Origin of the sequence: Lactococcus sp. LG1267, assembly GCF_017309545.1 — a bacterium.
In the GTDB taxonomy this organism is placed as follows: domain Bacteria; phylum Bacillota; class Bacilli; order Lactobacillales; family Streptococcaceae; genus Lactococcus; species Lactococcus petauri.
On the sequence record NZ_CP071295.1, the window covers coordinates 1,369,617 to 1,389,898 of the forward strand.

The following is a 20,282-nucleotide window of genomic DNA, read 5'->3' on the forward strand; positions in this document are numbered from 1 at the left end:
TTTCGCTGTTTTTATATTTTGAAGGCTTGAGGTAATAAAAGATGTTGGAAGATGCAAAGCGAGGAATGGAAATAGGAGAAAAAGTTATGATAGAGCTTTTCACAACGCCAAAGGAACAAGTTAAGATTGAACTCTTTCAGTACATCTTGTTTTCTCGGGCAGGTGAATTTTCTAAAGATTTAAAGGAGAAATTGAACTTGAAAAATGAGACTTTTAGACGGTACAGCAAGGAACTTGAAGAAGATATCCATGAAATTTTTGGTCAAGATATTAAGATAATAAAAAAGTCTTCAAAAATAGTCATAAAAATGAAAAATGAAATGACACCAGATTATATCGTGACCCGCTTGAAACTGAATTATATGCGGAAAAGCCCTTTATATAGTCTCCTCTCTACACTTATCAGTAAAAGTTACACGTCAATTCCTGAAATTGCTTATGATTTGAACTTTAGTGAACCAACAGTCTACAAGTTATTGACACAAGTGAAGGAGATTATGCTCCCTTTTAAAGCCGAATTTGACTTGGCAAATGCGACAAATTTTTCGGGAGATGAACTTGGTGTACGCTATTTTCTCTATCTCACACATTGGCATCTTTTCAATACCTTAGGAAAAAAGCCTTTCTCTGATGCCTTTCCGCCAGAATTTATCGATATAAATTTTTTAAAGCGTTCTTTAAAAATTGAGCGAAAACTTTCTAAAGCTCAGGAACAAAAGTTGCTTATACTTGCAGGCGTGACCTCCTATCGTATCGTTTACTTTAAGAAATATGTCAAGGTTGAAAAAGCATTTTTAGAGGATATTTCGATATTTTATCGAGGTCACCACTGCTTAAATCTTGCTTCTTTTAATGTAGACCCAGAGATTATTGAGAAAGAGTCAATACTTCTTAGTTTTTTAGTCAGAGGTCTTATTTTTGAGTTTGATGATATGTACGAGAAAAAAAGGGTTGTTGAAAGATTTCAAAATTCGAAACTTTCTGTTGGTTATGAAGTCAGCCTGTTTCTAGAAAAATTTCGCGAGACGTTCTCTTTTGAGTTTTCCGAAGAAAATTATGTCAAATCATACTATCTTCTAGTACTTACCAACCTATATTCACGTTACATACAATTTAATGTTGATTTTTACCGTGCAGTTCCTATCGAAAAAAATTATGAATTGTTTGAAAAAAAGCCTCGTTATCGTGCTGTTAAAGATAGGCTGAATCAGATCATTACCTATTTTCCTTCTTCACAGCAGTTGAATGATTTAGAGAGAAAAAGTTTGACAGCACTACTTTATACAATTTACGAGCTCAATGCGCCAAGTATCCCTGTCCAAGTCTATATTAATCATACCTCAAGCATTGTGAATAGCTTCTATATTCAAAACACCTTGAAAAAATTTTTTAATAGCGATTTAATCGCTTTCTGCAAAACGATACCTGAAGCTGATGTTATTATTTCGAGTGATCCCGAAGGAAATTTCCTCTCCAAAGATGTTTTTTACTTTAAAAATATTTTTGATAAAGAAACATGGACCGACTTGATTGAGTTTTTGTCTAAATCGCTTTATGAGAAGAGGTTTCGGTAAATTGTTTTAAGTATATGTCCAACATATAGTTTAGTATAATCTTTGCGTCTAAATACAATACATAGAATGATTATTAAATATGAAATAAGGGTGAGTAAAGTACAGAAGAACTCATACTTCTTGTTTAATTTTCTTTATATTATTGATTCTATGGGTGAATATTTAAATAAGAAAAACTAGCATAAAAGAGTGCTAGTTTTTCTTATTTAAAGAATCTACATAGAAGAAGTGATAAACTTTTTTCCTAATATCAGGAAATAAAAATAGAAGATAGCGCTAACATATAGTGTTAGAATAAAATCATCAAAGAAATACTTTTCTAAGTTAAAGATTAGTATAAGAAAAAGGAGAAATTATATGACAAAACAAGTACTCTTAACCTGCGGTGCAGGAGCATCCTCAGGTTTTATGGCCGCCGCAGCACGAAAAGCAGCTAAAAAGTTAGGAGTGGATGTTGAAGTTAAAGCAAAAAGTGAAACGGAAGTTGCATCCCTTCTTCCAGAAACTGATTTACTCTTAGTTGCTCCTCATCTAAAATATATGATTGATGAAGTAAAAGAACTTTGCGAGACAAATAATGTTAAATACGATATTATTCCTCAGCGAGTATATGGGTCACTTGATGGCAAAGGGCTAATTGAGTTTGCTCTAAAGAAATTTGAGACAGAGTAAAAGTAGGATGATGAGTTAAGGAGAAAAAAATGGAGAATACAGAAGCTGTTGAACGTGATGATCTTGCTATGGTATCCATGGGGGTAATTTTGCATGCGGGAAATGCACGTGAAGCAATTTTTAAAGCAGTAGACCAAGCGGCGCAAGGTAAATTTGAAGAAGCAGACAACCTTATGAACGAGGCAAATTTTGCGCTAATCGAGGCACACAGAGCACAAACATCTACTTTACAAAAGGAAGCAGAAGGAATTGAAATTCCTTATTCATCGTTGTTTGGGCATGCTCAAGATCATGTGATGACCGTCAAAACGGAACATAACTTAGTGAAGGAAATTATTAAGCTCTATAAGAGACTGGAGGAAAAAGAAAATGAATAAATTTATGGATTGGATGACGGATTCTTTTGCACCAAAAGTTAATAAATTTGCTAAGAATGCTTGGATTGCAGCTATTCAAGATGCTATCATGGCTGCTATGCCAATGATTTTAATCGGATCTTTTGCAACGATATTAAGTCTTGTAAATATTTATGTTAAAGGATTTCCAGATTTTTCGATGATTGGTACATTCTCGTTTGGCCTTTTTTCAGTTTTCCTTTCTTACTTGATTCCTAGTGCTGTTATGAAACAAAAAAAGCATTCAGAAATATCAAAACAAGCAGGACTTGCGGGTTTGGCTTTCTTTATGATTTTGATTTATCCCAAAATTGAACCCACCACAGGTATAATAAGTTTTGACAGCAACGCTTTTGGTACAGGTGGTATGATAGCAGCTTTACTTGCGGGATTGTTTGTAGGATTTGTCATGAATTTATTTACAAAAATAAAGTTTATCAGTGAAGATTCTGGTTTACCTGATTTTGTGGCAGTTTGGTTTAATACGTTATTACCTATTATTGTCGTACTTCTAGTTGGGTGGCTTTTCACTTTCCAGCTTCACTTTAACCTTTACGAGGGAATTAATGCTGTATTTGAGCCACTAACTCGTCTTGGACAAAGTTTTTGGGGGCTAACAATTTTGGTTTTCCTTGGTTTCTCATTCCTGTACTCTTTTGGGATTTCGAGTTGGGTTCTCACTCCTGTACTATATGCGATTGAACTTCCAGGTATTTCAGCTAACCAAGCTGCTGTAGCAGCGGGTAATGCACCAGTGAATATTTTTACAGTTGAAGCTGTAACCTTAATTTTGCTTGGCGGTGGGGGAGCAACACTTGCTCTTTGTATTATGATGGCATTCCTTGCAAAATCCTCGCGCTTAAGGATGATTGGCAAAGCATCACTTGTTCCTTCCATTTTCAATATTAATGAGCCGCTTGTTTTTGGAGCACCTATTGCTTTTAATCCAATTTTGATGATTCCATTTTGGATTACTGGATTGGTTACACCGATTATCCTTTGGATAACAATGAAATTAAATCTGGTTCCAATTCCAAGTGAACCTTTCCAGATGTGGTACACGCCGGGACCACTTGCAGGATGGATTATTACTAAATCAATCTCAGGTTTAATTTTTGTCTTGGTTATCTTTGTCATTTCGTGGATTATATACTATCCATTCTTCAAAGTTTATGATAAGCAAGCGGTACAACAAGACTTAGAGTGGGCTGAAGAAGATGAAAGTTAAAATAAAAATAAAAAGGAGTAAAAAATGAAAAAAAATCAATTTCCATATTTTCCAGAGAATTTTCTTTGGGCTGGAGCGCAAGCAGCCTCACAGGCAGATGGTGCCTATCATCAAGATGGTAAAATGCCTAATTCTTCTGATGTCCAGCCCTATCACAAAGGATTAGACAACATGGAAATACAACGTCTTGAACAAGAAGGAATGACCTTAGAACAAGTAAGAAAAGCAATTACGGATACGGAACATTTTTATCCAAAACGTTATGGTATAGATTTTTATAATACTTATGAGGAAGATTTGGAAATGCTGGCAGAGACAGGAATGAAAGCTTTTCGGACTTCAATAGATTGGTCTAGAGTTTTCCCTCAGGGAGATGAACTAGAGCCAAATCAAGCAGCACTTGAACATTATGAAAAAATGATTGATAAAATACGTGAAGTTGGTATGGAACCAATCATTACGATGCTTCATTATGAAACACCTATTCATCTAACCTTAGAATACGGAGGCTGGGCAAATAAGAAAATTATTGAAAAGTTCGTCCGTTACGGTAAGAGTTTACTCGATCGTTTTGGCAAAAAAGTTAAATACTGGATAGTAATTAATCAAATCAATATGATACAAGTAGAGCCCTTTCTTTCTTTGGGTATTTGTAAAGACCAGTATGAACATGAAGAAGAAGCACAGTACCAAGGTGTTCATAATCAGATGGTTGCCTCGGCCTTGATTCAAAAATACGCTAAATCTTTAAACCTACCTGACCTTCAGATAGGAACAATGGTTGCAGATGGAACAGCTTATCCGGCTTCTTGTAAGCCGGAGGACATCAATCTTGCAATGTGGCACAATAGGATGCAATATATGTTTACAGATGTACAATTTAGAGGCGCATATCCTAAAGTTGCTTTGAACTATTTTGCACAAAAAGGAATAAATCTTGAAATAACGGAAGACGAAAAGCAAATTCTTTGTGAGAATACATTAGATTATTTAGCTATTTCTTATTATTTCTCGCAGATGGTGGATGCATCGAAAAATGGATATTTTCCTTATGATATCACTAATAATGAGCATTTAGAAGCTAACCCTTGGGGTTGGAATATCGATCCAAAAGGACTTTATAATAGCTTATCGCAATATTGGGATCGTTATGGGAAATCAATTATGATTGCCGAAAATGGCTTTGGAATGTATGACACAGTAATAGATAATAAAATCCATGATAATTATCGCTCAGATTACTTAAGTCAGCACATAGAGCAGGTAGGACATGCAATTTATGAGGGGGCAGATGTATTTGCTTATTGTGTATGGGGACCAATTGACATTGTGAGCTGTTCGTCACAACAAATGTCTAAACGTTATGGCTTTATCTACGTCGATATTGATGATGAAGGTAATGGAACACGTAAATGTTTGAAAAAAGATAGTTTTGATTGGTATCAAAAGGTCACTGCAACAAACGGTGCAGAAATTTAAGGAGTTTTTAACTCCTTTTTGGCGTAGCTCCCTATTTTTGATGGAGCTTATTTTCCAAAATAAATGAGTTAGGAGTAAGCAATGAAGAAAAGAGAAGTTCTTTTAGAATACTTAAAAAAGAATCGAAAACAAAACTTCATTTCCAGTAAAGAGTTGTCAAAAATTTTGGGAGTGACGGATCGTAGTATTCGCTACTATGTAAAACAGCTTAATGAAGAGGAACCGAAACTTATTGAAGCAAGCCGCGAGGGCTATAGGTATAGTGGCCAACAAGAAGTAGGAGACAACACGAATGATGCAATAAATAGCCGTCGATTTTCCATCTTGCAGTTACTGTTAAAAAATAATGAAAAAGGAGTTAGTTTATTTGATTTAGCAGAAAGACTATGGGTTTCTGAAGCGACGATACGACAAGACATTGGGATATTACAAAAAATGATAAGTAATAAAGGCTTACGCATCTCTCAGCATGATTTCTATTACTATTTAAAAGGAAGTTACGATGAAAAACGCCAGCTAATCATGAGTTTAATTCGCCAACAAGGGAATAGTATTCAAAGCTTAGAAGAAGAAATGCAGAGATTTTTAGGAGAGATTTCCTTATCAGAAATGACAGAGGTTTGTAGATCTATTTTTAAAAGTTATCGGTTCCATGTTAATAATTATTTTTTTCAAAATTTCATTTTGCATTTAATTTTTGCTATACATCAGCAATCAGTATTAAAACACCAGAATTTTGCGAGCCCCTCTTTTGAAATGATTGAGGAGATTTCACAGTGGCTTTTTAAACACTATAACATTGTTATTACAGCAGAAGATAAAATTGAGCTTGCTTTACTATGTGACGGAGAGAAAGGGCATCCAGAATCACAAATAGATGCATATGTTGCTCAAGAAGTATCAGAAAGTCTCCAGCATGCTTTAAAAGAAATCAGCGAAGTTTTTTTAATAGATTTTACAGATGAGAAATTTCTGACACGCTTACTTATTCATACTCAAAACCTTTACAATCGTATAAAAGATAGAAAAGTAAAAAGAAATTTAAGTGCGATTGAAATAAAAGTGCGTTATCCTATTTTATTTGATATAGCAGTCTATCTTTCTTCACTTATTGCACGTGATTTAGAAATTGAGATAGCCGAAGATGAAATAGCCTTCTTAGCCCTTCATCTGGGCTCTTTCTTGGATGAGCAAGAAGAAAATGAATATAAAATACGAACCCAACTTAAAATATCTGGTTATCTTGATCGAGAAAATCGAGTACTTGGATGTTTGGAAAAGCGGTTTGGTGATGAACTTCTGTTTGTAAAAAACGGTTTTAATGATGAAAAAAATGTTGAGCTTATTCTCTCATCTGATAAAATAATAGAAAAAAATCCGCAGTACGAAACTGTACAGATTCATGAGTTTTTAATGGAAAAAGATTTTATACTTATCAGAGAAGCAATTGATAGAGTGAAGAATAAACGTTATCAATATTTTTTGAGGAGCTTTTTGCCAGAAATAATTCAAGAAAATGCTTTCGTTCATCTGAAAGGTGAGATTTCCAAAGCAGTCGCTTTTGAGAAAATTGGGCAATGGTTTTTTAAGAATGGTTTCGCTGAAAAAGAGTTTGCTGAGAAACTTTTTGAACGTGAAGGCTTATCCTCAACCTCTTTTAGTAGTGGCATTGCTCTGCCACATTCAATAAGGTATGAGGGAAGAAAGACGGGCATACTTATATTTAAACCTGAAAAACCACTCCATTGGGATAATCAAGTTGTACAGCTTATTTTGAGTTTTACTATCAGTCCAGATGATTCTAAAGATTTTAACAAGATTTTCCCTCATCTCATAGAAATATTGACGGAAGAATATCATGTTGAATACCTGAGGAGAAGCGAAAATAGAGAAGACTTTCTTGAAAGAATGATTGAATTACTTTTAGTATAGTTTGATTGATGGTCTCTCTTGTAAATTAATCTTTTTATATATTTCTTTATTTTGAGAAAGTAACTTTATGTTATAATAGAGCTAATAGACTTTTTATTAAGGAAATAATGATGAATATACAAGAAATGAACGCGCGCAAGGAGAAAATTCGTAATTTTTCGATCATTGCGCATATTGACCACGGAAAATCAACGTTGGCTGACCGTATCCTTGAACTGACAGAAACGGTCTCAAAACGTGAAATGCAAGCACAGCTTTTGGACAGCATGGATTTGGAGCGTGAACGTGGTATCACGATTAAGCTCAATGCTATTGAGTTAGAATACACGGCTAAAGATGGAGAAACCTATATTTTCCACCTTATTGACACGCCAGGACACGTCGATTTTACCTATGAAGTTTCCCGTTCTTTAGCTGCCTGTGAAGGTGCTATTCTTGTTGTCGATGCAGCTCAAGGGATTGAAGCCCAAACCTTGGCCAATGTCTATTTGGCTTTAGATAACGACTTAGAAATTCTTCCCGTCATTAATAAAATTGACCTTCCTGCGGCAGATCCAGAACGAGTGCGTACTGAAGTTGAAGATGTCATCGGTTTAGACGCTTCAGAGGCTGTTTTAGCCTCTGCTAAAGCAGGTATCGGTATTGAAGAAATTTTGGAACAAGTTGTGGAGAAGGTTCCAGCCCCTCAAGGTGATGTTGAAGCACCACTCAAGGCTCTGATTTTCGACTCAGTTTATGATGCTTATCGTGGTGTTATCTTGCAAATCCGTGTAGTTGACGGTTCTGTGAAGGTAGGTGATACTATTCAACTGATGTCAAACGGTAAAGAATTTGTTGTGACAGAGGTTGGGATTTTTACGCCTAAAGCAGTGGCGCGTGACTTCCTCATGGCGGGCGATGTTGGTTACTTGGCAGCTGCAATTAAGACAGTTGCGGATACACGGGTTGGTGATACAATCACTCTAGCTAATAATCCTGCAGAGGAAGCCCTTGCTGGTTATAAAAAAATGAATCCAATGGTCTTCTGTGGACTTTACCCGATTGATTCTAACCGTTATAATGACCTTCGTGAAGCCCTAGAACGCCTACAATTGAATGATGCCAGCTTGCAGTTTGAGCCAGAAACATCACAAGCGCTTGGATTTGGTTTCCGTTGTGGTTTCTTAGGCCTTTTGCACATGGATGTTATCCAAGAGCGCTTGGAACGCGAATTTAACTTAGACTTAATCATGACCGCACCATCTGTAATTTACCATGTCAACACGACTGATGGTGAAACAATGGAAGTGGCAAATCCAAGTGAATTCCCTGATCCAACGCGTATTGAAAGTATTGAAGAACCATTTGTCAAAGCACAAATCATGGTGCCTAACGAGTTTGTCGGTGCCGTTATGGAGCTTGCTCAACGCAAACGTGGTGAATTTGTGACGATGGATTATCTTGATGCTAACCGTGTCAATGTTATTTATCATATCCCGCTGAGTGAGATTGTCTTTGACTTCTTTGATAAGCTCAAATCTTCAACACGCGGCTATGCAAGTTTCGATTATGAAATCTCAGATTACCGTCCATCACGTCTCGTGAAGATGGATATTCTCTTGAATTCCGAAAAAGTCGATGCCCTTAGCTTTATCGTGCATAAAGATTTTGCTTACGAACGTGGTAAAGTTATCGTTGAAAAACTCAAAAAACTTATTCCTCGTCAACAATTTGAAGTACCAATCCAAGCCACTATTGGTCAAAAAATCGTGGCACGTAGCGACATCAAAGCCTTGCGTAAAAATGTCTTGGCTAAATGTTACGGTGGTGACGTTTCTCGGAAACGTAAACTGTTGGAAAAACAAAAGGCTGGTAAGAAACGCATGAAATCGATCGGTTCAGTAGAAGTACCACAAGAAGCTTTCCTTTCTGTTTTGTCTATGGATGAAGAATAAAGGTAAATAAGCTACTTTATATCACAAATAAGTAAAAGACAGTCTTTGAGGCTGTCTTTATTTTTTGGATAAAAATATAATCGTCCTGGAGATAAATCATGAAGAAAAATGATATAAAAAGAATTTATTTCATTAAATTTAAGTGAATTTTTTAGTAAATATAAGTTTTGTTATGATAAAATGAAAGGGAAAAGAAGGTAAGAAGTCGAGCATATTTAATGCTAGCCAAGATATATTATTGGATGTTCGCGAGAGTGTACATTTTTAAAATATGCTGTTTAGGAGGAATGACCATGATTTATAAAAAATATGGCGAAGTTTTTAAAAAATTACGCTTGCAGCACCACTTACTTTTAAGCGATTTTGAACGGGTTGGTTTATCAAAATCAACATTGTCCTATTTTGAAAATGGTAAGTCAATGATTTCTTTAGATAAATTAGACCTTGCCTTACAAGAGATGCACACCACTTTTCGTTCTTATATGCTAATGATTAATAATGATGAGGAGGATTATTGGTTATCTCAATTTAAGGAAATTGAGAAAGCTTATTTTAGCAATGACCTAAAAAAGCTTCAGGCTATATACATGAAAAATGTAAAATATGATATGGAAGAAAACCAAGTCATCGCTCTCTCAGCAAAAGCTTGTTATACAAAGCTTTCAACTGATGAAATAAAGTATATAGAAAACAAGCTTAAGTCTTATCAAGTTTGGCATAGTTATGAAATGTATATCTTAGTGAACACACTAGAAGAAATTAATCCCGACTTAGTTTACCATCTGATTGAAAGAATTCTATCACAAAACAGTCAGTATTTAAAAGAAATCACGGAATTTAGAAATTTATTAATTAGATTAATCATCCGTACCATTCTTTCCATGATTAGAAGAGAGCAAAAGAAATTTTCAGAGAAGTTAATAGAGGAATTAGATAAATTAACACTTGTTTTTGATACCTATGTAAGAATATCTTCTATTTTTGTAAAGGGATGTTGGATTTATAAATTTGAAGATAAAAATATGGGAACAAAACTTGTTAGTAGGTCTTTAAAGATATTATCAGAAATAAATGCTTTAGAGCTTCGGGGCATTTTTAAACATAATTTTGAGAAAATAAAAGGATAGACTTATCGTAAAGGATATATGTCTCACCACATTCATACTTAAAAATAGCAGTTACTGGCGCAATCGATCCAGTAACTTTTTTCATTTAAATTTTATTTTTAAAGTCTATAAAAGAGAAAATATAGCTAATATGAGTTCGATTTCTTGAACCATTTCTTACAAATTAAATCTGGGACTCAATGGATGAAGGTGCTTATAGCTCCTTGATGCCAGTATAAATGTATTGTGTAGACAATTACATCGAAAAAGAGATTGATTTAATTTTTTTCTTATTATAATATAATGATATAAGGAATAATAAAAAAGAAAGGACAATTCTAGAAGGGTAAGGTAGTTCTAGTGGTGTTGCCCATAATAGAAGGAGGAGGAGAAAAAATGAAAAAATATCAAATATTACACAAAGTACTGTCTTTGAGAAGGCTTATGATGTTATCTGTCACGTTAATATTATTTATACTGTTAAATATAATACCTGTACGGGTTCTTGCAACAAATGGTGGAGTAGTCACAACTGCAGATAAAACTTATGCTTTTGACTACAAAACCCACATTCCTTGGGTCGGGGCTGCCAATAGCTTGTTTAAAGCTTCATTTAATATCCCCTCACCAGGTACAAGTACGATTGATGGCGACCGTTATCAGGGGACACTTACATTTACGAAATTGCCTAACAGTGATTACCGACTGGTAAAGGTGATTCCATACATGGATTCTCCTACTTTTACTATTACGAATTCTGGTGGATCTACAGCTGCAACTGGCTCTTATAACTGGAATGAAGCTCTCCAAGCTTGGACTCTTCCTAACCCACTGATAGACAATACGGCAACTAATGTTGATACGAGCCAAGCATTGAATGGCAGTGTGGGGATTAAAATCTACATGACAGGACCTTACACGAGTTTTATGCCATTAAGGACGCTAAAAAATGATCCCACATTGCTTGAAACAAGACCGGTGTTTTTAGTGGGAGATGTTGCTGCGCTTGCCCCTAATCTTGCGCAAAATATCCCTTTCACCTTATATCAAGAAAGAGCTTATGATGGTGATCCGAATAAATGGCATGCTTTCAACTTTAATGTCCCCGCCTTAGTGCAATATGAATATGATGGACAGGTTATGGGGACTAATCCTAATGATCAACTTGATTTAATTCCAGGAGAACTTGCTCATTTTGAATCTGAGGTAAATTTATCTTCAGCGCAGAAAATAACAGTTGATATGATATGGCAAGTAAGTAAAGATAAAGGTTTGTCCTTTAATGATATTTCTGAAAGCCTGACGAACTCAGCTGGTGATAAAACAATTTGTAAAACACTCGACTTTACTTCCGATATTTCAAATGAAGGTAATTTATACCGCTTAAAAATTACACCGCTAGATTCAATAAATAATGAATCCATTTACACTGAACCTGCTGTTTTAACATTCAGATCCGAGAGTTTAAGCTTTAATATTGCTTATGTCCTCAATGGTGGAACAAACCATCCTGCGAATCCTTTAACATATAGTTATGGTCAAGGAATAAGTCGTTTTGAAGCACCACAACGCGAAGGTTACACTTTCACAGGTTGGACAGATGGAGATGGTAACAGTATAACCAATATTCCTACCGATGCACAAGGCGACAAAACACTCCATGCAAATTGGAAAGCAAATACTTATAAAATAAACTATGTTTTAAATGGTGGAGAAAATTCGCAGCAAAATCCAGATTCTTATATTTATGGACGAGGAGTAAACCATTTTGAACAAGCAACGAAGCAAGGCTATACTTTTACAGGCTGGACAGATCAAAAAGGTAAAAAAATAGAAGGCATATCAGCGCAAGAACAAGGTGATAAGATTCTCTATGCCAGTTGGGAAAAAGTTCCAGTAGCGTCAAATGAAAATGAAGAACCGAAAAATGAAGAAGTAGCAAAAAAACAGGAAGATACTAATGCTAGCATAAAAATAGAGAAGAGCACAGCATCACTGAGTACTAAGAAAACTCAAGATACTACTAGGTCGCTTGAATCTAGAAAAAAACTTCCGCTGACAGGTGAAAATGCAAAACCATATCTTTATGTCTTAGGAGTAAGCATTCTCGTCGCCCTTTCCTTGTTGGGGGTAAAAAAATACCTAATAAAAAGGTAAAATGAAATAAGAAAAAAGACTAGCCGAGAGCTAGTCTTTTTTGTCTGGCTTCTTTCAAAAAGCATCTAACTTGGTGAATTTTTTATTCTTGAGTTGGTAGACAACATCAGAGTTTTGAGCTACCTCTGTTTCATGAGTCACGATAATTACAAGTTTATGATCTTCATGCGCTATTTTTTTGAAAAGCTCGACAATTTGGCGCGTCGTATTTTCATCAAGATTTCCTGTAGGCTCATCCGCAATGATGATATCATGATTTAAAACAAGGGCGCGTGCGATAGCCACACGTTGCTGCTGTCCTCCTGAAAGTTTACTTACAGGCTTGTATATTAAGTCCTCTGTCAAACCAACTTTTTCCAAGCTATCAATAATTGACTGCTTCTCATCGTCAAAGGAGACTTTTGAGATCCTGAGCGCTGTTTTTACATTTTCAAAAGCTGACATATAGGTTAATAAATTATAAGCTTGAAAAATGGTAGAAACGATGTTCTTACGATAATTGGTGAGCTGATTTGCTTTTATCTCGTCTCCATTAAGTTTAATCTGTCCAGACTTGGGCATATCTAAACCTGCTAGAAGAGAGAGTAGTGTTGTTTTTCCACTTCCAGATTGGCCGAGAATACTGTACATAATTCCTGCTTCAAAAGTTTCTGTGACATCTTGAAAGAGGTAATCTTCAGGATGGTTATAGTAGTAAGTCAAATTTTCAATGTTTAATACTGTCATAATGTCCTCCTTCTTTAATTTGTCAGCACTTGTTTAGGATTTAAGCGTAAAATACCAATTGCTGCTAAACCAACGGCCACAAGCGTAATCAAGAGTGCAAGAGCTGCTAAAATCGCGATTTGTTGAGGATTTGTTTTAATTTCGAGCTCATTTATGGCCTTGAGCTGTTCATTATTTTGTCCCATACCAATCGCCGTACGCATTCCGCCAGGTTGAGCATTAGGACTTCCTTTTTCTGTCTGAGGTCCATCGTCTTGTCTTTGAGTACCATTTATTTGGGTAGGTTGATTGGTTTGACTGGTTTGAGTTTCTTGGTTAAGTAACTGTTGACCGACGGCATTGCCCACAAAGTTACCAGTAGCTGAGGCTATACCGATAGAAACGACCATTATCATAAATAGTTCAGTAAAGAATTGCATCACAATTTTTCCTTTTGACTCGCCTAAGCTCATCAAGACACCAATTTCAAAGCGGCGTTCTCGCACCATGAGCATTACGATAAGCGCAAGGATGATGGCACCTGCAAGTGTCACAAGGATAACAATATTTTTAGAAAAACTGCTGATATTGTTCAAAGGTTGTAGCATTTGTTGGTAAATAGCATCATTAGACTGTACTTCAAATTTATCTGTATCGATAAGCTTGGTAGCTTCTTTGACAAACTTCTCTGAATCTTCTGGGTTTTCCAGATTAAAGATTGCACTTCCAAGCGTTCCTGTTTTACCATCGATTTGGTTTGGCACACTCAAAGCAGTGTATATCTGATTGGCTGGGTTCATAAAGCTAAAGTCTGCGGCCAAATCATTTTCTGTTGAACCTGATTTGTAAAGTCCTACAACAGTCATTTTGTAAGTTTTATCATTACTATCTTTGAGGGTAAATGTTGAGTTTACTTTGAGGTTGTTCTGTTTAGCCAAGCTCTCTTCAATGACAACATTATTCGTTCCTTCATCAGAGGACTGAATCGCGCGTCCAGAAGTTATTTTATTTGTCCCACCCGAAAACTCTGAAGAGGCGAGCAAGTCGTTTGTACCAACGATTTTGAAATCACCGGGAGTACTTCCGCTCATTTCCGGCCCTGCCATAAAGACAGCTCCTTGTTTATCATTATTTTCTGAGGTGTCAGATTGACTGATTGCTTCGATATTGCTTTCGGCATTTGCTGTAGCTTGTTTTGTATACGAGTAAGATTTTACTCCAGAAAGTTTCGCTATTTTTTCAGCATCTGCTTGAGTAATGTCAGGCATATCAGACTTGTTCGTTTTCCCTGTTGAATCATTCTTAGAAAAATTTTCCATCATTGCAGAACGATTAATGGAGAGTGTAACAGTCGCTCCGGCACTCTTCTTCGCATTTTCGATGGAACGGTTAGAAGCTGTATGAATAACCAAACCCGAAAGAACAAAAATAAGTATAGTTGAAAAGGCCACAATAAGTAGAAGGGTTCGTGATAGTTTGGCTTTAGTAAAAAGCCAGGCACGTCTTATAAAATCCAAATGAGATTCTCCTTTGTCTAAATTAATAAAACAAATTGTATGCTTATTTACTTAAAAATTAGTTAAATGATACATAAGCGAAACTTAAGAAACATTTTATTGTAAAAAAGAGATGCGTTAGTAATTTTGAGTAGAGAGTTTAAGTCAATATTCTTGAAATTAATTAGAAAATGGAGTATTATTGACCAGTCAATGATTGATTGGTCAATTATTGTGGAAAAGAATAAAAGTCACAGAAAGAGGATGGACATTTGATTATTGTTAATGCTAAATTTTTTATCAAAGACGAAAAAAGAGAAGAATTTTTAAGAGATACAGAGGAACTGATTGCTTCTTCCAGACAAGAAGAAGGATGTTTAGCTTATGATTTATACGAAGCAGTACTTTCAACAAATGAGTTTGTGATGATTGAAAACTGGGCTTCCTTAGAAACAATCGAAAAACACAACACCAATCCTTTGCTGCTAGCTTTCGCGCAAAATATCAGTAACTATAGTGTTAAAAAGCCGGAATTGCAAATTGTAGAGAAGGGGGTAAAATAAGCTTATGTCAGTCATAACAACTATTTTAGGAGTCTTGGTCGCCATAGAATTCTTTTATATTACCTATTTAGAAACGGTAAAAACGACTTCTGATGCAACAGCTAGAGTGTTCAAAATGACCAGCGAGGATTTACAAAACAAAAACGTCCAAGTACTGTTTAAAAATCAAGGTATATACAACGGGTTGATTGGTATTGGGATACTTTATGCACTGTTTGTTTCTGCCGCACGCATTGAATTATTGAGTGTCTTCTTGGTATATATTATTTTAGTTGCGCTGTATGGGAGCCTCACGAGCGACCGCTTCATTATTTTTAAACAAGGTGGTTTAGCCATCTTAACTCTACTTAGTATTATTTTCTTCTAAATAGATAAAGTAATCCAACACTGAACAACAGTTTTTATAATAATTCCTAAGCTTTATAAGAAGGTATAAGTGAGTCCAAACTGGAAAGGAAAGAAAAAAATGACGAAAAAAATATTAATCATAGAAACAAATACGCCCAAATATGATAAGACAAATAGAGCTACAGGGCTCTGGTTGGGAGAGACAACTCATTTTTATGATGAAATAATCTCTGCAGGTTATGAAGCTGACTTTGCAAGTCCAAAAGGTGGCTATGTTCCCCTTGATCCTGAAAGTTTTAAATATGCGAACGAAATCGATTGGAAATGGTATACAGAAAGAAGTTTTAGGGAAGATGCTCTTTCCAACACGAAAAAAATAACGGATTTAAATCCTCAGGATTATGGCGCTATATATTTTACAGGTGGTCATGGTGTACTGTGGGATTATCCCGAAGATAAAGAGTTGATGAAAGTCGCTGAAGCAATTTATTATGTAGGTGGATTTATAACGTCTGTTTGTCATGGTGCAGCTGGTCTTTTGAACTTGAAAGATGAAGAGGGGCAATACCTTATAAAAGATAAAGTCGTTACCGGATTTACAAACGAAGAAGAAGAGCTTAATGGAACAACAACTGCTGTTCCGTTCTTAACCGAAACCGAGTTAAATCAACGTGGAGCGCGATACAAAAAAGCCGCAGCCTTCAAAGAGTATGCTATTAGAGATGGGCGAATAATTACTGGACAAAATCCTCAATCTCCCCAAAAAGTAGCTGAATTACTTGTAGCTGAATTACGTAAATTAAACCACTAAAAAAAGAAGGGTCTACCTTCTTTTTTAGTTTGAAAAATAAGAGTGTTATGGTTCTCGTTTCATATTTTTCATGATGTTATTAAGTTGAGAGAGTTGCATAATCAAACTATTATAATTAATTTCATCAGATTGTCCTGCAAGTTCTTGTCCAACTTGTAGGGAAATAGCAGGAAGCATTTTTTTGAGTTTTTTTCCATCTACACTTAAAAATAGTTTGACAATACGCTCATCCGAACGCGAACGTTTTCGAACAAGATATCCTTTTTGTTCCAATTTCTTTAATAAAGGACTTAAGGTACCAGAATCTAAATATAATTCTTCCCCCAACTCATTCACGGTCATGCCATCTTCTAATGCCAGCAAAGCAATAAAGCTTGTGTATGTTAAGTCATACTTTTTTAAATACGGCTTGTACTGTTTTATAATTTCTTTAGAAGCAATGTATAGTTGAAAGCAAAGTTCCTTGTTTAAAATCGAATTACTCATGGTGTCCTCCCAAATATTTTTATTATAACTGATTTCATATATTTGTCAAATTCAATTATATTTAGTAAAATTAAATTGTGCACAATTAAAAATAAAAAGAGGTAAGGTAATGCAAAAAATATTTTCAACAAAAATGATAAATACAGGTGGCCGTAATGGTGAAGTCCACTCTCCCGATAATAGCTTTAAATTAAACATCGCAGCGCCAGGAAGTAAAGCTGTGGATGCGACAAATCCAGAACAGTTATTCGCAGCGGGGTATAGCGCTTGTTTTAACAGTGCTTTAGACTATGTCAAGAAATCAAGAAATATTGACGGAGAATCAACTATAGAAGTAACTGTATCTCTCTATAACTTAAGTCAAGGCGCAGTACCTGACGTTGTTTTAGGTGTTGATATCGTAGGACATATAGACGGTGTGAGCTTTGAGGAAGCAAAAGAATTGTTAGAAATGGCCCATGAAACCTGTCCTTATTCTCGTGCGACAAAAGGTAATATTGAAGTTACGATTGATATTTTTTAAAACTGAGAAATACTGGTAGAATAAGTATCAGGGAATAATATAAATAGAGATAGCTACGAGCTATCTCTTTTTGTTTAGACAATAACATAAAATATTATCCAATTATAAATTGTGCATAATAGACAAATAGTGTATAATTGTCTGATATATATATTCTAGGAGGAATTATTTTATGATTAAACTCATAGGTGTCTTGATTGTCTTGATTGGTTTTGTTTTCAAGATAGAGACCTTATTTGTTGTTGTTGTTGCTGGGATTTCTACAGGTCTGGTTGCAGGTTTGAGTATTCAGGAGATTCTAACTATTTTAGGTCAATCTTTTGTCGATAACCGTATGGTTTCGCTTTTTGTTTTGACTCTTCCAGTTATCGGTGTTTTGGAACGTAATGGACTTCGCCAACGTGCAGTAGATCTTATTGGCCGTATCCAGCCACTTACAACAGGTCGTATTGCCCTTGTTTATGTTTTTATTCGTTTTATTGCAGGCGCAATGTCTATTCGTATTAGTGGGCATCCACAGTTTGTTCGACCACTCATTCAGCCGATGGCCAAAGCTGCCGCAGTGAGTAAATTTGGTGATGTGGAGTCTGAAGACGATGATATTAAGGCAATTTCTGCTGCAGCAGAAAACTATGGTAACTTCTTTGGGCAAAATCTCTTTGCAGGGAGCGCCGGTGTTCTCTTGATTACTTCAACTATGTCAAGTTTTAACTATGATGTTTCAGCCGTAGACGTAGCAGTTGCCAGTATTATCATGGCTGTCCTTGCCTTTCTAGTGACAGCTATCCAGTTTGTACTGTATGACAGAAAACTTCTTCGAAAATTTGGAAAGAAAGAGGTAAAATAAACCATGCAAGCTTTTATTGACGTTTCATTAAATATTTTTTATGTCCTTATGGGTTTACTCATGATTTATATGGCCTATAAAGCTTTAACTACAATACAGGGAAGTAAACGTTTCGGAACGGCTCTTTTTTGGATTTTAATTGCTATACCATTTATTTTTGGTGCACTTATCCCAGCCTGGCTTGTAGGACTCTTTATTGTTTTAAGCAGTTTGCTTACACTAACCAAGCAAGTGACCTTTGGGAAATATAAAGCTTTGGACGACAACTTTGGCGAAAAACAGTCTAAAGTCTTGAAGAATAAAATCTTTATTCCTTCCTTTATTCTGGCATTTGTAGCTGTTGGCATTGCTATGGCTTTAGGTAAATTTACCAATGCTTCACTCTTTGCTATCGGTGTAGCTTCGGTTGTTGCCTTAGTGTTTGCATTGATAATGACAAAAGCAAAAGTGACAGAATCCGTGGAGGATGGCGCACGCCTCTTTGATTCGATGGGGCCGGTTGCGATTTTACCACAATTGTTGGTTGCCTTAGGTGCACTCTTTACAACCGCAGGTGTTGGTGAAGTTATCTCGCAAGGGATCACAGGTATTGTCCCTGCGGATAACCGCTTGCTCGGCGTAGTTGCTTATGTTCTTGGCATGGTGATTTTCACGATGATCATGGGGAATGCTTTTGCGGCTTTCTCTGTCATCACAGCGGGTATTGGGATTCCGTTTGTCCTTGCCCAAGGAGCAAATCCCGTAATTGCTGGGGCATTAGCACTGACTGCAGGATATTGTGGTACTTTACTGACACCAATGGCAGCCAACTTTAATATCGTGCCCGCTGCCTTGCTTGAGATGAAAGATGAGAATAAAGTGATCAAGGTACAAGCGCCAGTTTCACTTACGCTTATCGTTCTGCACATTCTCGTAATGTACTTTATCGCATTTTAAAAAGGAGATTATTCTATTATGAAAATTTTGTTAACAGGTTTTGATCCATTTGGTGGTGAAGCACTCAATCCAGCTGAAGAAGCTGTGAAACGTGTTGCGTCAGAAATCAACGGTGCTGAGATTATTAAGTTGATTATTCCGACTGTGCGTTATAAATCACTCGAAAAAATTGAAGAAGCTATTGAAAAACATCATCCAGATGTGGTTGTAAATATTGGCCAAGCCGGTGGACGCTTCGCGATTACGCCAGAGCGTGTCGCCATTAATGTGGATGATTTCAGAATTCCAGATAATGAAGGCAATCAGCCTGTCGATGAGCCCGTAAAAGAAGATGGTGCTCCAGCATATTTCTCTACATTGCCAGTTAAAGCAATGGTTAGCGAATTAAATAAAGCTGGCATTCCTGGAACCTTGTCTAACACAGCCGGTACCTTTGTATGCAACCATGTTTTCTATGGTGTGCGTTACCTCTTAGAGAAAAAATATCCCGAAGTTAAAGCTGGTTTCATTCATATTCCTTATGCTACATCACAAGTAATTGATAAAAAAGATACACCTTATATGTCATTGGACGAGATTGTTAAAGGGATTGAAGTTGCCTTAGAAGCATGCACGCGCTATTCTGAAGATTTACGTGTTATTGGTGGGGAAATATGTTAAAGAAAGTTTTTGTATACGGTAGCTTACGTACAGACATGTTTAACTATGAAAAATATTTAAAAGGTGAGGTTCTGGAAAGTACACCAGCAAAAATTAAGGGCAATCTCTTTCATATTGAAAATAAGGGATATCCCGCAATCTTTGACGGTGATTCAGAAATAATAGGAGAAGTTTTTACCTTTTATGACTTCTCAAAAAGTGTTCGAACACTCGATGGTATGGAAAATTTTAACCCAGAAAGTCCAGAAAGCAGCGAATACATTCGTCGAAGTACCACAGCCTCTCTCAGTAACGGCCAAACAGAAGAAGTTTACTATTATCACTATAATCCAAATGCAAGTCTTAATACCAATGATCAGTTAGTACCTGTTATTTCAGGAGACTGGTTGGAATATATGTTGCAGACGGTTGAATAAAAACAAGAAGTCGT

The 20,282-nt window shown here is 36.0% G+C and carries 20 protein-coding genes; 17 read left to right on the forward strand and 3 right to left on the reverse strand.

Annotated features, from left to right (window positions below):
- Positions 1-86 precede the first annotated feature (86 nt).
- The 9 genes from J0J33_RS06725 (at position 87) to J0J33_RS06765 (ending at position 12,477) form a co-directional block, all read left to right on the forward strand.
- A complete protein-coding gene (locus J0J33_RS06725; protein ID WP_240265512.1) occupies positions 87-1,574 on the forward strand; it encodes a helix-turn-helix domain-containing protein in 1,488 nt (495 codons plus the stop codon).
- Positions 1,575-1,931: 357 nt separating this feature from the next.
- On the forward strand, positions 1,932-2,246 hold the full coding sequence (locus J0J33_RS06730; RefSeq protein WP_117518171.1) for a PTS sugar transporter subunit IIB: 315 nt from the start codon (positions 1,932-1,934) through the stop codon (positions 2,244-2,246).
- 29 nt (positions 2,247-2,275) lie between these two features.
- Positions 2,276-2,623 carry a PTS lactose/cellobiose transporter subunit IIA gene (locus J0J33_RS06735; RefSeq protein ID WP_165716721.1) on the forward strand — a complete coding sequence of 116 codons (348 nt, stop codon included), beginning with the start codon at positions 2,276-2,278 and terminating at the stop codon, positions 2,621-2,623.
- Entirely contained in the window at positions 2,616-3,869 is a 1,254-nt protein-coding gene (locus J0J33_RS06740) for a PTS sugar transporter subunit IIC (RefSeq protein WP_165716722.1), read from the forward strand. Before J0J33_RS06735 ends, J0J33_RS06740 begins: the two co-directional genes overlap by 8 nt.
- A gap of 24 nt (positions 3,870-3,893) precedes the next feature.
- Complete coding sequence (locus J0J33_RS06745) at positions 3,894-5,348, forward strand: glycoside hydrolase family 1 protein (RefSeq protein WP_206921631.1); 1,455 nt, start codon at positions 3,894-3,896, stop codon at positions 5,346-5,348.
- An 81-nt stretch (positions 5,349-5,429) separates the two neighbouring features.
- Positions 5,430-7,280 (forward strand): transcription antiterminator, encoded by a 1,851-nt coding sequence (locus J0J33_RS06750; RefSeq protein WP_117518165.1) that lies wholly within the window; start codon positions 5,430-5,432, stop codon positions 7,278-7,280.
- 110 nt (positions 7,281-7,390) lie between these two features.
- Complete coding sequence (lepA, locus tag J0J33_RS06755; protein WP_019293520.1) at positions 7,391-9,214, forward strand: translation elongation factor 4; 1,824 nt, start codon at positions 7,391-7,393, stop codon at positions 9,212-9,214.
- 293 nt (positions 9,215-9,507) lie between these two features.
- The gene (locus J0J33_RS06760) at positions 9,508-10,341 is read left to right on the forward strand and encodes an Rgg/GadR/MutR family transcriptional regulator (protein WP_206888926.1); all 834 of its coding nucleotides are present in this window, start codon (positions 9,508-9,510) and stop codon (positions 10,339-10,341) included.
- 375 nt (positions 10,342-10,716) lie between these two features.
- Positions 10,717-12,477, forward strand: a complete 1,761-nt coding sequence (locus J0J33_RS06765) for an InlB B-repeat-containing protein (protein WP_206921632.1) — start codon at positions 10,717-10,719, stop codon at positions 12,475-12,477.
- Positions 12,478-12,531: 54 nt separating this feature from the next.
- Here J0J33_RS06765 and J0J33_RS06770 read toward each other — a convergent pair whose 3' ends face one another.
- On the reverse strand, positions 12,532-13,203 hold the full coding sequence (locus J0J33_RS06770; protein WP_206888944.1) for an ABC transporter ATP-binding protein: 672 nt from the start codon (positions 13,201-13,203) through the stop codon (positions 12,532-12,534).
- 14 nt (positions 13,204-13,217) lie between these two features.
- The gene (locus J0J33_RS06775; RefSeq protein WP_206888946.1) at positions 13,218-14,699 is read right to left on the reverse strand and encodes an ABC transporter permease; all 1,482 of its coding nucleotides are present in this window, start codon (positions 14,697-14,699) and stop codon (positions 13,218-13,220) included.
- A gap of 251 nt (positions 14,700-14,950) precedes the next feature.
- Between J0J33_RS06775 and J0J33_RS06780 the strand changes: the two genes are divergently transcribed.
- The 3 genes from J0J33_RS06780 to J0J33_RS06790 all read left to right on the forward strand — a co-directional run bounded on the left by J0J33_RS06780 (position 14,951) and on the right by J0J33_RS06790 (position 16,400).
- The gene (locus J0J33_RS06780) at positions 14,951-15,241 is read left to right on the forward strand and encodes a putative quinol monooxygenase (RefSeq protein WP_086582509.1); all 291 of its coding nucleotides are present in this window, start codon (positions 14,951-14,953) and stop codon (positions 15,239-15,241) included.
- 4 nt (positions 15,242-15,245) lie between these two features.
- Positions 15,246-15,608, forward strand: a complete 363-nt coding sequence (locus J0J33_RS06785; protein ID WP_086582510.1) for a DUF1304 domain-containing protein — start codon at positions 15,246-15,248, stop codon at positions 15,606-15,608.
- A gap of 99 nt (positions 15,609-15,707) precedes the next feature.
- On the forward strand, positions 15,708-16,400 hold the full coding sequence (locus J0J33_RS06790; protein ID WP_206888948.1) for a type 1 glutamine amidotransferase domain-containing protein: 693 nt from the start codon (positions 15,708-15,710) through the stop codon (positions 16,398-16,400).
- Positions 16,401-16,445: 45 nt separating this feature from the next.
- On the opposite strand, the gene J0J33_RS06795 is transcribed toward J0J33_RS06790, so the two are convergent.
- On the reverse strand, positions 16,446-16,886 hold the full coding sequence (locus tag J0J33_RS06795) for a MarR family winged helix-turn-helix transcriptional regulator (protein ID WP_019293512.1): 441 nt from the start codon (positions 16,884-16,886) through the stop codon (positions 16,446-16,448).
- 109 nt (positions 16,887-16,995) lie between these two features.
- Between J0J33_RS06795 and J0J33_RS06800 the strand changes: the two genes are divergently transcribed.
- The 5 genes from J0J33_RS06800 (at position 16,996) to J0J33_RS06820 (ending at position 20,268) form a co-directional block, all read left to right on the forward strand.
- Positions 16,996-17,409 (forward strand): organic hydroperoxide resistance protein, encoded by a 414-nt coding sequence (locus tag J0J33_RS06800; RefSeq protein WP_206888960.1) that lies wholly within the window; start codon positions 16,996-16,998, stop codon positions 17,407-17,409.
- A gap of 172 nt (positions 17,410-17,581) precedes the next feature.
- A complete protein-coding gene (locus J0J33_RS06805) occupies positions 17,582-18,256 on the forward strand; it encodes a DUF969 domain-containing protein (protein ID WP_206888963.1) in 675 nt (224 codons plus the stop codon).
- 3 nt (positions 18,257-18,259) lie between these two features.
- A complete protein-coding gene (locus J0J33_RS06810) occupies positions 18,260-19,192 on the forward strand; it encodes a DUF979 domain-containing protein (protein WP_017370239.1) in 933 nt (310 codons plus the stop codon).
- 18 nt (positions 19,193-19,210) lie between these two features.
- The gene (pcp, locus tag J0J33_RS06815; protein ID WP_019293510.1) at positions 19,211-19,852 is read left to right on the forward strand and encodes a pyroglutamyl-peptidase I; all 642 of its coding nucleotides are present in this window, start codon (positions 19,211-19,213) and stop codon (positions 19,850-19,852) included.
- On the forward strand, positions 19,846-20,268 hold the full coding sequence (locus tag J0J33_RS06820) for a gamma-glutamylcyclotransferase (RefSeq protein ID WP_206888965.1): 423 nt from the start codon (positions 19,846-19,848) through the stop codon (positions 20,266-20,268). Before pcp ends, J0J33_RS06820 begins: the two co-directional genes overlap by 7 nt.
- The last annotated feature ends 14 nt before the right edge of the window (positions 20,269-20,282 follow it).

Excerpts from the sequence above, each read along its gene's own strand:
- J0J33_RS06765 (WP_206921632.1), top strand. The coding sequence starts at position 10,717 with ATGAAAAAATATCAAATATTACACAAAGTACTGTCTTTGAGAAGGCTT.
- J0J33_RS06795 (WP_019293512.1), bottom strand. The coding sequence starts at position 16,886 with ATGAGTAATTCGATTTTAAACAAGGAACTTTGCTTTCAACTATACATT.
- J0J33_RS06790 (WP_206888948.1), top strand. The coding sequence starts at position 15,708 with ATGACGAAAAAAATATTAATCATAGAAACAAATACGCCCAAATATGAT.
- J0J33_RS06745 (WP_206921631.1), top strand. The coding sequence starts at position 3,894 with ATGAAAAAAAATCAATTTCCATATTTTCCAGAGAATTTTCTTTGGGCT.
- J0J33_RS06785 (WP_086582510.1), top strand. The coding sequence starts at position 15,246 with ATGTCAGTCATAACAACTATTTTAGGAGTCTTGGTCGCCATAGAATTC.
- J0J33_RS06800 (WP_206888960.1), top strand. The coding sequence starts at position 16,996 with ATGCAAAAAATATTTTCAACAAAAATGATAAATACAGGTGGCCGTAAT.
- J0J33_RS06750 (WP_117518165.1), top strand. The coding sequence starts at position 5,430 with ATGAAGAAAAGAGAAGTTCTTTTAGAATACTTAAAAAAGAATCGAAAA.
- J0J33_RS06725 (WP_240265512.1), top strand. The coding sequence starts at position 87 with ATGATAGAGCTTTTCACAACGCCAAAGGAACAAGTTAAGATTGAACTC.
- J0J33_RS06810 (WP_017370239.1), top strand. The coding sequence starts at position 18,260 with ATGCAAGCTTTTATTGACGTTTCATTAAATATTTTTTATGTCCTTATG.
- J0J33_RS06740 (WP_165716722.1), top strand. The coding sequence starts at position 2,616 with ATGAATAAATTTATGGATTGGATGACGGATTCTTTTGCACCAAAAGTT.
- J0J33_RS06730 (WP_117518171.1), top strand. The coding sequence starts at position 1,932 with ATGACAAAACAAGTACTCTTAACCTGCGGTGCAGGAGCATCCTCAGGT.
- J0J33_RS06770 (WP_206888944.1), bottom strand. The coding sequence starts at position 13,203 with ATGACAGTATTAAACATTGAAAATTTGACTTACTACTATAACCATCCT.
- J0J33_RS06760 (WP_206888926.1), top strand. The coding sequence starts at position 9,508 with ATGATTTATAAAAAATATGGCGAAGTTTTTAAAAAATTACGCTTGCAG.
- J0J33_RS06805 (WP_206888963.1), top strand. The coding sequence starts at position 17,582 with ATGATTAAACTCATAGGTGTCTTGATTGTCTTGATTGGTTTTGTTTTC.
- pcp (WP_019293510.1), top strand. The coding sequence starts at position 19,211 with ATGAAAATTTTGTTAACAGGTTTTGATCCATTTGGTGGTGAAGCACTC.
- lepA (WP_019293520.1), top strand. The coding sequence starts at position 7,391 with ATGAATATACAAGAAATGAACGCGCGCAAGGAGAAAATTCGTAATTTT.
- J0J33_RS06735 (WP_165716721.1), top strand. The coding sequence starts at position 2,276 with ATGGAGAATACAGAAGCTGTTGAACGTGATGATCTTGCTATGGTATCC.
- J0J33_RS06820 (WP_206888965.1), top strand. The coding sequence starts at position 19,846 with ATGTTAAAGAAAGTTTTTGTATACGGTAGCTTACGTACAGACATGTTT.